Raw genomic sequence first — 15,312 nt, forward strand, 5'->3', positions numbered from 1 at the left:
TTTTAATAGTGTGCGTCGACTTTATCACCTGCGGAGACAAAACCTTGTCCGACGGTAATAATGTTGACGTTGTCAGGAAGCCCAATTGCCCACACTTGGTCTCGTTCTGATTTAACAATCTCTACAGGTGTTACTACCACTCTATTATTTATATCAATGGTTTTGATTGCTGTTGCACCAGAGTCGTCTAATGTTAGTAGCGCAGGAGAAAAAGCATGAGCTTTTTGTTCATCCACAATAAAATCAACAGCCGCCGTTAGTCCAGCAGGGATAGAATTGTTTGGATTATCCACTTCTATTTCGACACGAATAGTACGGCTTGACTCAATCGCAGTAGAGCTGATGTAAGAAACGACTCCTTGGGCTTCGTAACCAGATTCGAAACGAATATCACCCAATGTTCCCAGTTTAACTAACTGAATTTTGTTTTGAGGGATATTAACGCTGACTTTTATTGGGTTTAAAGATACGAGTGTTCCAATAGAGGCGCCTGCAGACAGTATTTGACCTTCTTGCACATCTAAAGTGTTTAATACACCGGAAAAAGGTGCGGTAAGATTTGCATCTTCTAAATCCACTATCAGCGCTTGCTCTGTTGCTTTAGCTGAGGCAAGTTCGGTTTCGGCTTGAGCTAATCTCATTTTAGAAGAAAAGTTTCCTGCGCTGAGTTTCTTTATCCCTTCAAGCTCGAGTCGCTTCTGTTTAACCAACAGACTGGCTTGTTCTATTTGTGCTTTGAGTGCTCGGGTGTCAATCTGTAAAAGCGAAGCTCCCTTTTCGACAAAGCGACCTTTATCAACAGGTAATTTGGTGATACGCCCTTTGACACTGCTTATAAGTTGTAGGCTTTCATTCGCCAGCGTTTTACCGCTTAAAGGCAGGTGTATTGAAATGGTTTTTGCTGTCAGTGTTTCAGCTTGAACAGAATAAGCGAGTTTGTTCTCAGCGTTTTGTGAAGAAACCGTATTTTCTTTTGGGGTGGTAGTTTGAGGGCTAACTGTGACGCCATTACCTCCTATTAGCATCCAAGTAACTGTTACTGCGGCTAGAGCAACCGCGGTAATAGGGCCGACCTTGCTTTTAAACTCCATTAAACACTCCGTTATATAGAAGGATTCTTTTTATTTAACAATCAGTATATTCGCAAATAATAAGGAAGAAAGAACTTTTGTTTAAACTTTGTAAGGACAATAGCAAACTTTTTGCATGATTTTATGATTGAAATTGCTAAAAAAATATTTTCTTCGCCGAAATCTGTTTCTTTTTTAATATCTTATCGTGTCTATATGCTGAACCTTGCTGTAGAAGGGTGGTACTATACCGCCACAAAATTTTTACATTATATGGATAGATATGAGTCTATTGTCTTTAGAACAGATCAGTGTTGCTTTTGGGCATAATCCGCTGCTGTCAAAAATCAGTTTTTCAGCGGAAGCTGGAGAGCGTGTTGCCATTATCGGTCGTAACGGCGCAGGTAAATCGACGCTGTTGAAAGTCATTTCTGGAGAGCAAGTTGCCGACGAAGGTGTGGTTCGTCTAGAAGGCGGCATGACAATCGGTCAGCTTCCTCAAGAATTACCTGATGCCAATAATAAAACCGTACGTGAAGTCGTGAGTGAAGGCGCGGGTGAAGCCCACTCATTAATGACTCGTTATTTCAAATTACTAGAAGACTTCGAAAATGATCACTCTAATGAATTAAGTGATATTCAGAGTGAGTTAGACCGAATTCAAGGGTGGGATCTAGAGCAGCGTGTGAATCATATGATTCAGCGTTTGGCTTTACCTGCTGACAAGCTGATGTCTGAATTATCAGGTGGTTGGCGCCGTCGAGTTATTCTTGCGCAAGCACTGATTTCTAACCCAGATGTATTGTTATTAGACGAGCCGACTAACCATTTAGACGTGCCAACGATTGAATGGATGGAACAACAGCTTCAGCAGTTCCGTGGTTTGATTTTGTTCATTACCCATGATCGTCGCTTTCTTGAAAAACTGGCCAATCGCATCATTGAGCTTGATCGTGGCAACTTGATTTCCTTCAGCGGAAACATTACGGCCTTCCTTGCCTTTAAAGAAAAAATGTTAGAAGAAGAAGAGCGTGCCAACGCCTTGTTTGATAAACGTTTGGCTGAGGAAGAAGTGTGGATACGTCAGGGCATTAAAGCTCGTCGTACCCGTAATGAAGGTCGAGTTCGTGCCTTGAAAGCGTTACGTGCAGAACGCTCTGAGCGTATCAATCGCCAAGGCAATGCGAAAATGGCGATCGAAACCAAAGATAAATCTGGCAAGCTGGTGGCTGAGTTCACCCAAGTTGGTCACTCTTTTGAAGATAAAGTGATTTTGCAACCAATGGATTTTATGGTGAATCGAGGTGACCGCATTGGTCTGATTGGCCCGAACGGTTGTGGTAAGAGTACCTTCTTGAAAATCTTACTTGGCAAACTTGAACCAGAAACCGGTACGGTCCGTCAAGGAACCAAGCTCGATGTAGCCTATTTCGATCAGCTGCGTGAGCAACTGGATCCTGAGCAAACCGTTGCTGAAAACGTGGGCGAAGGCAAAGATGTTATCGAAATTAATGGTCAGAACAAACATGTTATTGGCTATCTTGGAGACTTCCTTTTCCCGCCTGAGCGTGCACGTACTCCAGTTAAAGCCTTGTCGGGTGGTGAGCGAAATCGTGTTTTGTTGGCGAAACTATTTACTCGCCCAGCCAACCTTTTGATTATGGATGAACCAACCAACGACCTTGATGTAGAAACATTAGAGCTGCTTGAAGAGCTACTGATGAACTACGATGGTACTTTGTTGTTGGTGAGCCATGACCGTGCTTTCCTAGACAACGTTGTTACCAGTGTGATCGCGTTTGAAGGTGAAGGCCGAGTTAAAGAATACGTTGGTGGCTACCAAGACTGGATCCGTCAGGGAGGTAAATTCCCAACTGAATCCACTTCCCAAACCGATGATGTGCCTAGCAAAAAAGATAAAGCTGAAACCAAAAAGCCGGAAGAAACCAATTCAAAAGCAAGTGCCGCTGCTAAGCCTAAAGCCAAATTAAGCTATAAATTACAGCGTGAATTTGATGATATGCCAGCGACTATTGCCAAATTAGAAGAAGAGATTGCAGGGTTGCATGAAACAACCAGCGCACCAGAATTCTATACGGGTGATGCGGATAAAGTTCAAAAAACCTTGGCTAAACTGGCGCACAAAGAAGAAGAGCTTGAAACAACCATGGAGCGTTGGCTTGAGCTTGAAGAAATGCAAAACGGGTAAATTATGACGAATAAAATCAAACCAGTTTCCTTTTTACCGCGCTTTTTTGGCGCTTTCGGACAATTATTTAAATACATGTGGAGCGGCGATTATGCCGCTCGCTGTCAAACCATTGGCCAAGGTGAGAAGTTTGCCTTTGAAGTAGAGCCGAAGGTAATCACAGAAGAAATAGAAGTGATTCGCGAAGTCGAAGTGGCGGCACCTACTCTAGATTCTGTCAATGCAGATGGTGCTCATCAGTTGTTGCAATTACTTCAGCAAGAGGCTCGCTTCATCGATTTTATTCAAGAAAGCATCGATGATTACAGTGATGCCGATGTTGGTGCGGCTTCTCGTCAAATTCATGCGGGTTGCTCTAAAGTATTGAAACAGCACTTTACCATCGACGTTGTTAACAGTGCCGCAGAAAATAGTCGCGTAGAAGTGCCATCTGATTACGATGCCAAACAGATCAAATTAGAAGGTCGCGTGGAAGGTAATGGACCATACGCTGGTACATTGATTCATCCAGGTTGGAAAATAACTGAAACGCGATTACCGAAAGTGTCTAATACTGATAGTCTGACTATTCTAGCGCCCGCTGAAATCGAGGTATAACCTATGAATCAATATTTTATTGGTATCGACTTGGGTACCACGCATTCGGCTGTCTATTATTCGCCCTCTAAACTCGCCGACGTAGACGCTAATCAAATAGGTCGAATTCAGCAATTAGCCATTCCGCAGTTCATTGCAGCGGGGCAAGTAGACGCTCGTCCCTTGTTGCCTTCTTTTGTATATTTTCCTCATAAAACCGAATTTTTAGAAAGTGATTTGCAATTGCCTTGGGGAAAAGCTACATCGATTGTTGGTCAGCTGGCTCGTGAGCTGGGGGCGAAATCGTCTGGTCGATTGGTGCAAAGTGCCAAAAGCTGGTTGTGTCACTCTCGTGTTAGCGCAGACGAAGCGGTCTTGCCTGTCGATGCCTTAGAAGAGGTTGACCAGGTATCGCCAGCGCAAGTGACAGAGACGTTATTGGACCATTTAGTAAGCGCTTGGACAGATCAATTTCCCCATGCGCCGATTGCAGAACAAACCGTTGTTATTACTGTTCCGGCTTCTTTTGATCCTGCCGCTCGGGCGATTACGGAGCAAGCTGCAGAGAAGGTTGGTCTGCAAGCTCGCCTAATTGAAGAACCATTAGCCGCATTTTATGCTTGGCTGAGTGATCAACAAAATTGGACAGACAGTTTAGACGTTAATGAACACATTTTAGTGGTCGATGTGGGTGGCGGCACAACGGATTTGTCTTTGATTCAAGCAGTAGAAAATGATGGATCGCTTGGTTTAGAGCGGGTTGCTGTGGGGCGTCATATATTGCTTGGTGGCGATAATATGGATTTAACCCTGACTTATCATCTGGCTGCTCAGCTCGCACAAAATGGAACCAATCTGGAACCTTGGCAAATTAGTGGTTTGACCCAAGCCTGCCGTGAAGCAAAAGAACGTTTGTTGTCGAATGCTGATTTGGCGGAAGTGAGCGTTGTTGTGCCAAGTCGTGGTCGCAACTTGTTTAATAACAGCATCAAGGCCACGTTGACACAAACCGATATTCAGCAGCTTTTGATTGAAGGTTTCTTCCCGCAAGTTCAGTTAGGTGAGCAGTCTCATAAAACAGCCAGAAGTGGCTTCAGTGCCATTAATCTAGATTATGAAGGTGATCCAGCGATCACTCGTCATATCAGTGAATTTTTGGCTCAGCACGATGTGAAACCAAGCAAAGTGCTGCTAAACGGTGGTGTTTTTAATGCCAACGTGATTCGCGATACCTTGGAAGCGCGTTTGGCAACCCTGTTAGGCGGCACGGAATTAACCATGTTAACGCCATCACACCTTGATCATGCTGTGGCTAAAGGCGCTACCTATTACGCGCAGGTTCAAGCCGAAGGCGGAGTGAAGGTAAAAAGCGGTCTAGCTGCCAATTACTATATTGGTGTGGCAAGTCCTATGCCAGCGATTCCCGGTATGGCTCCTCCGGTCGATGCCATTTGTGTGGCGCCTTTTGGCTTAGAAGAAGGCTCAGAAGAGCAAATGCTACCCAATGAGTTTTCGCTGGTGGTAGGGGAAAGTGTCACCTTCCGCTTCTTCCAATCTAAACACGGTGAAGCGCACGGGGTTGGTAAAGTCATTGCGTCTTTTTCGGTCCCTCAGCTTGATGAGTTGAATCCTTTGTCGGTTCGTTTGGATGCGGGTCATTACCAAGCGGGTGACATGGTGCGAGTCTATCTTACGGCTCGAGTAACGGAGTTAGGTTTGTTGTTATTGCAAGCTCACGACACTCAATCAGACTTAAGTTGGACTATTGAGTTTCAAGTTAGGGAGTCATAGACAATGGCGCAAGTGGCTTATCGAGTAGGGATTGACTTAGGAACGACCAATTGTGTCGTTTCGTATACTCCAGTATCCGATCATTTGAATGCAAACACACCGACTTTGTTTCCCATTCCACAGGTGATGGCTGATGGCTCTGTACAAGAGTTTGACTATTTGCCCAGTGCCATTTATCTCTTAGCATCGGATGAAATAGGGAAGATTGATCCTGTTTTGCCGTGGCGTCATCATGATAAAGAACGGATTGTAGGGGTTGGGGCGTTAGCTCTCGGTCAACGTCGTGCAGGGCAATTGGTGCAAAGTGCAAAAAGTTGGTTGAGTCATCGCCAAGTTGATCGCCGTGCGGCTATTTTGCCTTGGGCAAGCGAGTTTCCTAAAAAACTTAGCCCACTTGAAGCCAGTACAATTTTGTTATCGCACATTAAGCAGAGTTGGAATCATCGCTTTGCCGATGCGCCACTTGAGTCTCAGTCCATTGCGTTAACCCTGCCTGCTTCATTTGATGAAGAGGCTCGCGCCTTAACATTAGAAGCGGCAAAACTCGCGGGCTTAAATGATTTATATCTGCTAGAAGAGCCACAGGCGGCCTGTTATCACTATATTAGTGATGATGACAAATTGGCGGCGCTGGCGGACAAGAAAATGCTCTTGGTGGTTGATATCGGTGGTGGTACCAGTGATTTTAGTTTGGTCGCCATTCATTCAACCTCTGAGAATTCGCAGAGTGTGGCTCTTAAACGGGTTGCTGTGGGCGAACATTTATTGTTGGGTGGCGACAATCTTGACCAAGCGTTAGCGTTCCAGTTAGACCCCAAACAGATTTCTGCATTATCCGCTAGCCGTTTGGCGGCTTTGGTACAGCAAACCCGACAAGCGAAAGAGTCCTTATTAGGCGAAAACGCCCCTGACTCGTTAAGTATTACCGTACTTGGTGGTGGTAGCCGGTTAATTGGTGGTTCGCAAAAATTCGAGGTCTCTAGAGAGACTCTGCTGGACCAAGTGCGCAGCGGTTTTTTTCCTCTGGTGGACGCAAATGAACAGGTTCAAAAGAGTGACTATGCAATGCATACACTTGGTTTGCCTTACGAGTCTGATCCGGCTTTCACCCGTCATTTAGCTTCTTTTTTACGACAACATCGAGAGGTGATTGAGGCGGCAACGGGATCGTCCATGCCTGATGCCGTGCTGTTTAACGGTGGCTTATTTAATAGTCCTGTGATGAAAGCCCGCTTATTAGAGCTGCTGAACACTTGGTCTACCAAACCGATACTTGCGTGTTCCGCAGAGGAGCCGAATGATGCGGTGGCGAAAGGCGCTGTCATGTATCTGAGTGCTTTGGCAGGCGAGAGTACACGTATTGAAAGTGGTGTGGCTCATAGTCTGTATTTGAAGGTGGGCGAAGATCAATATGTCGGTATTTTGCCTAAAGGAACCTTAAAAGGCGAACGGATTGCCCTAGAGCAAGAGTTTTTCGTCACCTTAGGTCAGCAGGTACAGTTTCCTTTATATCGTTCTGATGATCATATTGACTGCGTGGTTGGAGCGGTGCGTAATCAAGAAGGATTGCAGTACATATCGAACTTGATGACCGAGCTTGATGGCTCTGTTGATGCTGAAGAAACGGCTGTCACCTTGTCGGTGCAAATGACTGAGGTGGGGGTGTTGCAGGTAGAACTAAATGCCAATAATCAAAAAGATCAATGGCGTTTGGATTTTTCAACACAGGTGACGTCTAAAAATGAATCGGCTTCAGTCGATGAAACGGGTTTGTTGCATGCCAATATGGGGCAAGCCGAAGAGCATTTGACGAAGTGTTTCTCCAGTGTTGGTCAAAAACAGAACCCTGATTTAGTCAAATCCCTCAAGCAAGATTTAGATCAACTCTTGGGGAGTCGTGAGGACTGGAATTTGGCAACTTCCCGCCGTATGGTCGATAAACTTCTCAGCTTAAAATCCGGTCGAACCAAAAGTGCTCAGCATGAGCGACAATGGTTGCAGTTGATGGGGTATTGTTTACGCCCTGGTTTTGGCGCCACGGATGATGTGAATCGTGTTCAGCAAGTCGTGAATGTTACCAAAGTCGGTACACAGTTTGATACCGCTCCGGTTTGGGGGCAATATTGGACATTGTATCGACGTATTGCTGGTGGTTTGTCTGTAGAGCAACAAACACATTTGTTCAAACAGTTTAGTCAGTATTACTCACCAAGTGGTCAACGTTCTCGAGATAAAATGAAGGCACTGACGACTAAATCCAGTGATGATTTGATTCGTCTAGTGGGCGCCTTAGAAAGTCTCTCTAATGAAGATAAACTGACTGCAATAGATTGGTTACTAAAACGTTTACAGAAGTCGTCAGAGCCAGATACCGCGTGGTGGACAATAGGGCGTATTGCTTCTCGCCATTTGTTATCCGGCCAACAAGAGCAAAGAATCGTGGAAGATAAGCTGTTTCCGATTCTGGAGATTGCTCTGAGAGAAGACTGGAAAAAGCGCAAACAAGCCGGATTGGCGGCGGTTCTAATGAGCCAAGTGAGTTTAGGTGAATCGGAGAAGCTCGGCGCGTTTCGCAAAAAAATCGCCAACAAACTTAAAAAAGACAAATGCCCAGCTCAATGGTTGGAGCGTTTAGAAAGTCAGGTTGAGATAAACAGTGATGAACTGAATGCCTTGGTTGGTGAAAGTTTGCCCATCGGGTTACGTTTATAAGTTGTGTGGCAGACTCATCGGAAAACTTGATGAGTTTGCCAATTGGTACGCTTAACTTTCTTCCTCTCGTCTGAAGTGGGAAATTATTAGTCCAGAGAGAAACCGAAGAAATTGATATCAGTTCTATAAGGTATTTCTTTAGCTGATGTCTGCAGCTGATTGATCAAATTGAGATAAGTCGTCATTTGATGTGCAAGTAGATTTTTTTCACTGGGAATAGATGTGGTGAATTTTGTCGCTCTTAGCATGCTTTTGATGCCATTAGTTTGAGTAAACTCTTGAGCCCCTAACAGAATAACTTCCTCTCCCATATGCCAGAAAATATCCAAATCTCTGATTTGCAAAGGACTAATTGGTGGTACAAGCGGCACGATATCATTTGGCGTAACAACACGAATTAAGGGTAAGTCTTCAAACTTTTTCGCACCTGTGACATTGGTGACTTTAGGTTGTCCAAAGGTGATGACTTGTTTGACTGGGTAGCCGTCATTTTGCAGATACATGGCTAGAATTACCGCAATGGCACCACCCAAACTGTGGCCTGTTAAGTGGATGGGTTGGTCTTTCTTTAGGAAAGGTTTGATGTCCTCAAAAACGGCTTTTGCTGCCAGACCGAAACCTTGGTGTAGTTTAATTTTTAGCAGTGCATCAGGCTTTAATTCTAGGTCTAAATCTACCATAGCGTTCTCTAAATTCGCCGTGCCCCTTATTCCTATCGTCTGGATTTTATCCGCACGGCTCAAAAAATAACTCACTTGTGAAATAGGTATGAGCGACTGATGTACGAGTGTTTGACCTTGCTCCTTAAGCTTTTGTTTTAGCATGTTGGCTTCAAGGTAAGTATCGTTTGATAGATTAGCCTGCTTTCGAATTTCTATGAAGTCTTGTGCTGCATAAGCAGTATGAATCTGGATTATCGAGAAAAAACACAGTATTAAAAATTTAAACATGTTGCTGGACGACGGTGTAATGAAAGGAAATAGAGAGTACTAAAAAAGGTTGAGAGCGAACAGCTATTTAATTGGCTGATGTTGCTGTTAGAGAGAACCTAACAGGACAAGAGAACCTAACAGGACATGCACCTCAAGAACCCAGTATTTACAAGGCCTCTAGCTTTTTCTTGACCATATTTTAATATACTGTATATAATTACAGTGCATTTTCTCAAGGAAGAGAGGTCGGATATGCCGAGGTCTAGGAAAGAACAAGTCAGTTTAGAAGATACTCCTTATTATCATTGTGTGGCTCGTTGTGTTCGACGGGCTTTTTTATGCGGTGATGACCCTGCCACAGGAAACAGCTATGAGCATCGCCGCGGCTGGATAGAGAAGAGGTTACTTTTTTTAGCGTCTGTCTTTTCTATCGATATATGTGCTTATGCTGTGATGAGCAATCATCTTCATGTTGTTTTGCATGTGGATGCAGAGAAAGCGAAATCATGGTCAACATTAGAAGTATTGCAGCGTTGGCATCAACTCCATAAAGGTACTTTGTTTACTCAGCGATATTTAAGAGGAGAGACCTTACCTAATTACCTCGTAGAGCTCGTTGAAAAAGCTGCTGAAACCTATAGAGAGCGCTTGATGGACATCAGTTGGTTCATGAAAGAGCTAAACGAACCCATTGCACGAAGAGCGAACTACGAAGATAACTGCACAGGTCATTTCTGGGAAGGGCGTTTTAAGTCTCAAGCCTTATTAGACGAAGCCGCATTAATGGCTTGTATGGCCTATGTTGACTTAAATCCACTTCGAGCCAGCATGAGTAAAACCCCCGAAGACTCTGATTTTACCAGCGTGAAAAAGCGCGTTAATTCTGCAAAAAGAAAACATCAACCAAAAACCTTATATCCTTTTATTGGAAACCCAAGAAAAGACATGCCATCCGGCTTACCTTTCAAACTGACGGATTACTTGGAACTGGTTGATATGACAGGTCGAATCATACGAGAAGACAAACGAGGCTCAATAAATGCGTCGTTACTTCCTATCTTGAAACGTCTCAATATTGCCTCTGAAAACTGGTTATGCATCGCAACAGAATTTGAGAAAAGAACAGGTAACTTAGTTGGACAAGAGCACTCCATAGATCATTATTGTGAAAGGCACCAACGACAAAGAAAACCTAAAAGGCAAAACCTTCAATTCATCGCTTAACTTGTCATAAAAACATTATAAAATCCATTCACCAAAAAGCGTGATTTGCTTCAGTATGCCTGAAAGTCCGCTTTTAAATGCCTTTCTGTAATGTTCTTTCTTCCAACACAATAAAATAGATATTTTTGGTAACCGATGTGATCTGCTTTACTCACTTTTTATATCGTGTTTTTATTGTGCGTGTCCTGTTTGACTCTACAAGGCCTCTAGCTTTTTCTTGACCATATTTTAATATACTGTATACAATTACAGTATATTTTCTCAAGGAAGAGAGGTTGGATATGCCGAGGTCTAGAAAAGAACAAGTCAGTTTAGAAGATACTCCTTATTATCATTGTGTGGCTCGTTGTGTTCGACGGGCTTTTTTATGCGGTGATGATCCTGCCACAGGAAACAGCTATGAGCATCGCCGTGGCTGGATAGAGAAGAGGTTACTTTTTTTAGCGTCTGTCTTTTCTATCGATATATGTGCTTATGCTGTGATGAGCAATCATCTTCATGTTGTTTTGCATGTGGGTGCAGAGAAAGCGCAATCATGGTCAACATTAGTGCTCTATCCCTTTGTTGGTAACCCCAGAGAAAACATGCCAGATGGTTTACCTTTTGAATTGTCAGATTACCTTGTATTGGTTGATATGACAGGTCGAATCATACGAGAAGACAAACGAGGCTCAATAAATGCGTCGTTACTTCCTATCTTGAAACGTCTCAATATTGCCTCTGAAAACTGGTTATGCATTGCTACAGAATTTGGCGAAAGAACCGGTGCTGTTGTTGGTGCTGAACAATCTATTGCTCATTACTGTGGTTCAAACAAACTAAATAGAAAACCAAGATCCAGTTATAACCAATTACTCGCTTAGCTTCATTTCACCACTCAGAGCCTTTCTTTCTTTACTAATTATATATTAGTAAATTCACTCGCCTAACAACCCAATAACCAGCTTTTTAATAGTTAATTAGATCTTAATGAAGCGATATAAAGATGAGTTTTATATAAATTCTTCCAGTGAAGAAGGTGGTTTTGTATGATGTAACAGGTATTTAATATGGGTGTCTTGTTAAATAATAAATAAAGGGTATTAGTAAAAAAATTCAAAAGATTGACCGTAATAAAGTCATTAATGGCGTGGGGTATACAGCAGATGCTATAGTATTGCGTACTCCTGTAGGTAGGATTGCAAATGCAGCAGGTATTACAAGCATATTTACTGATTTATTTTCAATCTTTACTACAACCGATGGAACTAGCGGAACTACTGCTAAGGCGATGATTTTGGGTAACTTTATACCCTTCGGACTGAATAAAACAGGGGGGGGCAAAGGAAGCAGTCTCTCGAATTGGAATATTTGCAAGTCAGGACATAAAACAGAATGGTGCAAAAGGTACTGAATAATGAACAAAAAAAATTACCAGAAAATATTTATATTATTACACTACCTATTATTTTTTATATTTTATTTTATTTCTAATTTGAATGGTTGGGATAATCTTATAACTACTCTCATGTTGTATAGCGTAGGTGGATATTTTGTTTATGGATATGTATTTAAAAAAGACATTCAATTAGTTGGCCCCGTTATTACTAAAGATTATAAATATGCCCGTATAGCTATATTCGGATGTGGCGCTTTTATTATTATATCTATCCTTCTCAGTTTATCAGTTTATCAGGTTATATTGAAGTTATAAATTTAGACTGGAGTAAGAGTACAAAGTAATAATGGTAGCGACTAGTGTAAAGAAAGATGTTACTAAGCCAACCAACTTTCAAACCCAGCAATATCAACTTCACAGCTGGTAAAAACACCTATACTGTCCTGTCCATAGACATTTCCTGCTTTAAATCCAGTCAATTTAATAGCATTTAATAGGACACTCATGTTAATAAACCAGTAAAATCAAGGGTTTAAACTTAATAAGACCCTCATGGTAACTTGTTTGCCATTTAATAAAGATGGTACGCCATCCGGTGATTTTATGAATAGTCCTAATTATGAACCATCGGAGTAAATTCAACAGGACACGCATGTTTAGAAGTCAGTAAATCAAGTTTTTTAACGTGGATGCCTCGTAAAGCTTTCTAGAATGGAGTTGCTGGTGTTTCTGACAATAGTTTATCTTATTGGGAAAAGTTGTCGAATTGTCTGGATTGGCTTATCGTTTTTAACCCCTAGGACTCGTAAAAACAGAGTGCTCTTTCACTTTTCTGGGTAAAAAAGCACTATCTATAAACCTCAAGTAATGGCGAGAAGGTGTTCGTTTATCAGAACTTATAAGCTACTCCTATTGAGTAATTTTTAATGTCACCATCGTAGGAACTGTTAGCTGGCAGGTTATATATAGAATTACTAGAATTAGCTTTTAATTTAACGAACAGATCAGGCCTTATCTGGGTAAAAGAATAATTAGCCGAAAGTTGTAAATTAGACGTTAATTGATAATAAACTCCAATGCCAAAGTAGGCACCAATACCCGATTCATTCCATGTGAAGTCTCGTTTTAAAGTAGAGTCAGGATAAGTCGATTCTAAATCCAATTCCCAACGAGCAATCCCAAGCCGCGCGTAGGCAGATAAGTTATCCGAGATAGCTCCCTCTTTTTTTAAAGTTATGAGTGTGGCTGAGGTCGAGGCGGTTTCAGTTATATTTCTTAGAGAACTACTACTATTATAGCTATCATTGTAAGTTTTCAAAGTGCCTTTGCCATAATCATCGTAGCCAAACTCTAGCCACCAGCTGTCTGTAAATTCATACCCGATCTTAAAAGAAGATGATGTACTATCCGCTCTACGATCACCAATAGCAAAATCTACATCATAACCTTCCTGTAAGGTTTTTTGTTCAGTTTTACCCACCGCCGCTTCCACTGAAAAAGAATTTTCTGCTAAAGCCGTTGATGTGACTGAAAATATAGCAACACTTAATAAAATTTTCTTCATTTATATTTCCCTTATACCTTAGTAGTGGATTTTTATACGGAGACTATCTTCAAAATCATTCTTAATGATTTTATTATTCGTATTTTAATATTGCAAGAATCTATAGTTTGAATATAAGTCAATTCGAATGGCTAATTATGTTTGATACTATTGGACCAAACAAGATTGATCTAAGTATTAATCTATTTTATTGGATGATATGTCATTGTTGAAGAGTGGGAATTAGGTTTAACTACCATTTTTTTCTCTTTCTGCCTATTTGGATTTGAGTTCTATTCACATTTATTCATTTGCACTCTTTTACTTTGTCTTGTCCCAAGTCAAAGCGTTTTTAACCTATAGGTTCAGAATGGTTGCATAGGTTAATTATCCGCTTAAGAAAGTGAAGAGGTGAAGGTCATGAGTAGTACATTTTATATCCCAGCCGTAAACATAATGGGCGAGAATGCTTTAGACGATGCAGTTAAACAAATTAAAAGTTTGGGTTTTAAGCAGGCTTTGATTGTAACGGACCCAGGAATGACAAAATTGGGAGTCACAGCTGAAGTAAAAGCATTGTTACAGGAACAAGGTGTGCAAAGTCTAATTTATGATGGTGTTCAGCCCAACCCCACAGTGGAAAATGTGAATGCTGGGTTAGAAGTTTTGCATGCTCATCAGTGTGATTGTGTTATTTCTTTAGGGGGTGGCTCAGCTCATGATTGTGCTAAGGGCATTGCTTTGGTTGCAACCAATGGGGGACATATCAGTGACTACGAAGGTGTCGATGTCTCTAAGAAGCCACAATTGCCTCTCATTGGTATTAATACCACGGCTGGCACGGCTTCTGAAATGACACGCTTTTGTATTATTACAGACCAAGAACGTCATATCAAAATGGCCATTGTAGACCAAAATGTCACGCCGATATTGTCTGTTAATGATCCAAGACTGATGTCAGGCATGCCAGCAGGTTTGACGGCAGCAACCGGAATGGATGCGTTGACTCATGCCATTGAGGCGTATGTTTCTACGGCGGCAGATCCAATAACGGATGCATGCGCCATTAAAGCCATTGAAATTATTCGCGACAATCTACATCAAGCTGTACATAACGGCACGGATATGAAAGCTCGTGAGCAAATGGCTTATGCGCAGTTCTTGGCCGGTATGGCTTTTAATAATGCTTCTTTGGGTTATGTTCACGCAATGGCTCATCAGTTAGGTGGCTTTTATGATTTGCCACACGGTGTGTGTAATGCCGTTTTGCTTCCTCATGTAGAGCGTTATAACAGCCAAGTCGCAGCATCACAGTTAAAGGATGTTGCTAAAGCTTTGGGCGTGGATGTACAAGCAATGACGAATGAGGAGGGGGCTGCCGCCGCGATTGAAGCTATTGTTACTTTGTCCCAAAGTATTAATATCCCTTCAGGATTAATGGAATTGGGGGCTAAAGAAGAAGACTTTGCTACCTTAGCAAGCAATGCCATGAAAGATGCTTGCGGTTTTACTAACCCAATTCAGCCAACTCATGAAGATGTGGTGTCAATCTTTAAGGCTGCTATGTAGTTCTTATTTAAATGTGTCGTCCTAAAATAAGTTGACGATTTTTTGTTAAGCCAGTATGGATTCCATACTGGCTTTTTCATGCACTTCTTCTGGTGTTTTCATATTAAGACTTAAGTGAGGTCGATACCTATTATAGATATCAATAGACTCACTAATATGCCTTTCTAATTCTTTAAAAGTTCTGCATCTTCCAATCAAAAATTCTTGCTTCAATATGCCATTCACCCTTTCTGCTAACGCATTTTGGTAGCAGTCATAGCCATCTGTCATCGACGGCTTTATTTTATTGCGTTGTAATTCTTTTTGAT

The 15,312-nt window shown here is 42.0% G+C and carries 11 protein-coding genes and 3 pseudogenes; 9 read left to right on the forward strand and 5 right to left on the reverse strand.

Going from position 1 to position 15,312, the window contains the following annotated elements:
- Positions 1-2: 2 nt before the first annotated feature.
- On the reverse strand, positions 3-1,091 hold the full coding sequence (locus tag C0J08_RS10190; protein WP_212656020.1) for an efflux RND transporter periplasmic adaptor subunit: 1,089 nt from the start codon (positions 1,089-1,091) through the stop codon (positions 3-5).
- 262 nt (positions 1,092-1,353) lie between these two features.
- Between C0J08_RS10190 and C0J08_RS22870 the strand changes: the two are divergent.
- The 6 genes and pseudogenes from C0J08_RS22870 to C0J08_RS10210 form a co-directional block, all read left to right on the forward strand.
- A pseudogene (locus C0J08_RS22870) lies at positions 1,354-2,187 on the forward strand (ATP-binding cassette domain-containing protein); the annotation flags it as partial.
- A gap of 186 nt (positions 2,188-2,373) precedes the next feature.
- Positions 2,374-2,688, forward strand: a pseudogene (locus C0J08_RS22875) (ATP-binding cassette domain-containing protein); the annotation flags it as partial.
- A 378-nt stretch (positions 2,689-3,066) separates the two neighbouring features.
- A pseudogene (locus C0J08_RS22880) lies at positions 3,067-3,279 on the forward strand (ABC transporter ATP-binding protein); the annotation flags it as partial.
- A gap of 3 nt (positions 3,280-3,282) precedes the next feature.
- Complete coding sequence (locus tag C0J08_RS10200) at positions 3,283-3,876, forward strand: DUF2760 domain-containing protein (RefSeq protein WP_212656022.1); 594 nt, start codon at positions 3,283-3,285, stop codon at positions 3,874-3,876.
- Positions 3,877-3,879: 3 nt separating this feature from the next.
- On the forward strand, positions 3,880-5,646 hold the full coding sequence (locus C0J08_RS10205) for an Hsp70 family protein (RefSeq protein WP_212656023.1): 1,767 nt from the start codon (positions 3,880-3,882) through the stop codon (positions 5,644-5,646).
- A 3-nt stretch (positions 5,647-5,649) separates the two neighbouring features.
- Positions 5,650-8,358, forward strand: a complete 2,709-nt coding sequence (locus tag C0J08_RS10210) for a hsp70 family protein (protein ID WP_212656024.1) — start codon at positions 5,650-5,652, stop codon at positions 8,356-8,358.
- A gap of 86 nt (positions 8,359-8,444) precedes the next feature.
- Here C0J08_RS10210 and C0J08_RS10215 read toward each other — a convergent pair whose 3' ends face one another.
- Complete coding sequence (locus tag C0J08_RS10215; RefSeq protein WP_212656025.1) at positions 8,445-9,308, reverse strand: lipase family protein; 864 nt, start codon at positions 9,306-9,308, stop codon at positions 8,445-8,447.
- Positions 9,309-9,542: 234 nt separating this feature from the next.
- Between C0J08_RS10215 and C0J08_RS10220 the strand changes: the two genes are divergently transcribed.
- Together C0J08_RS10220 and C0J08_RS10225 are read left to right on the forward strand one after the other, a co-directional pair.
- On the forward strand, positions 9,543-10,514 hold the full coding sequence (locus C0J08_RS10220) for a transposase (protein WP_212656026.1): 972 nt from the start codon (positions 9,543-9,545) through the stop codon (positions 10,512-10,514).
- 281 nt (positions 10,515-10,795) lie between these two features.
- Positions 10,796-11,377, forward strand: coding sequence for a hypothetical protein (locus C0J08_RS10225; RefSeq protein ID WP_212656027.1), 582 nt, complete (start codon positions 10,796-10,798; stop codon positions 11,375-11,377).
- Positions 11,378-12,269: 892 nt separating this feature from the next.
- Here C0J08_RS10225 and C0J08_RS22735 read toward each other — a convergent pair.
- Both C0J08_RS22735 and C0J08_RS10230 read right to left on the reverse strand, forming a co-directional pair.
- On the reverse strand, positions 12,270-12,398 hold the full coding sequence (locus C0J08_RS22735; protein WP_283247164.1) for a hypothetical protein: 129 nt from the start codon (positions 12,396-12,398) through the stop codon (positions 12,270-12,272).
- Positions 12,399-12,781: 383 nt separating this feature from the next.
- Complete coding sequence (locus C0J08_RS10230) at positions 12,782-13,456, reverse strand: outer membrane beta-barrel protein (protein WP_212656028.1); 675 nt, start codon at positions 13,454-13,456, stop codon at positions 12,782-12,784.
- 399 nt (positions 13,457-13,855) lie between these two features.
- Here C0J08_RS10230 and yiaY point away from each other — a divergent pair, with 399 nt between their 5' ends.
- On the forward strand, positions 13,856-15,004 hold the full coding sequence (yiaY, locus tag C0J08_RS10235; protein WP_212656029.1) for an L-threonine dehydrogenase: 1,149 nt from the start codon (positions 13,856-13,858) through the stop codon (positions 15,002-15,004).
- A 45-nt stretch (positions 15,005-15,049) separates the two neighbouring features.
- On the opposite strand, the gene C0J08_RS10240 is transcribed toward yiaY, so the two are convergent.
- The coding region (locus C0J08_RS10240) for an integrase core domain-containing protein (RefSeq protein WP_212652994.1) at positions 15,050-15,312 on the reverse strand (263 nt) is incomplete at its 5' end.

This window comes from Marinomonas sp. CT5 (assembly GCF_018336975.1).
GTDB lineage: Bacteria > Pseudomonadota > Gammaproteobacteria > Pseudomonadales > Marinomonadaceae > Marinomonas.

Excerpts from the sequence above, each read along its gene's own strand:
- yiaY (WP_212656029.1), top strand. The coding sequence starts at position 13,856 with ATGAGTAGTACATTTTATATCCCAGCCGTAAACATAATGGGCGAGAAT.
- C0J08_RS10215 (WP_212656025.1), bottom strand. The coding sequence starts at position 9,308 with ATGTTTAAATTTTTAATACTGTGTTTTTTCTCGATAATCCAGATTCAT.
- C0J08_RS10225 (WP_212656027.1), top strand. The coding sequence starts at position 10,796 with ATGCCGAGGTCTAGAAAAGAACAAGTCAGTTTAGAAGATACTCCTTAT.
- C0J08_RS10200 (WP_212656022.1), top strand. The coding sequence starts at position 3,283 with ATGACGAATAAAATCAAACCAGTTTCCTTTTTACCGCGCTTTTTTGGC.
- C0J08_RS10190 (WP_212656020.1), bottom strand. The coding sequence starts at position 1,091 with ATGGAGTTTAAAAGCAAGGTCGGCCCTATTACCGCGGTTGCTCTAGCC.
- C0J08_RS10230 (WP_212656028.1), bottom strand. The coding sequence starts at position 13,456 with ATGAAGAAAATTTTATTAAGTGTTGCTATATTTTCAGTCACATCAACG.
- C0J08_RS22735 (WP_283247164.1), bottom strand. The coding sequence starts at position 12,398 with ATGAGTGTCCTATTAAATGCTATTAAATTGACTGGATTTAAAGCAGGA.
- C0J08_RS10210 (WP_212656024.1), top strand. The coding sequence starts at position 5,650 with ATGGCGCAAGTGGCTTATCGAGTAGGGATTGACTTAGGAACGACCAAT.
- C0J08_RS10220 (WP_212656026.1), top strand. The coding sequence starts at position 9,543 with ATGCCGAGGTCTAGGAAAGAACAAGTCAGTTTAGAAGATACTCCTTAT.
- C0J08_RS10205 (WP_212656023.1), top strand. The coding sequence starts at position 3,880 with ATGAATCAATATTTTATTGGTATCGACTTGGGTACCACGCATTCGGCT.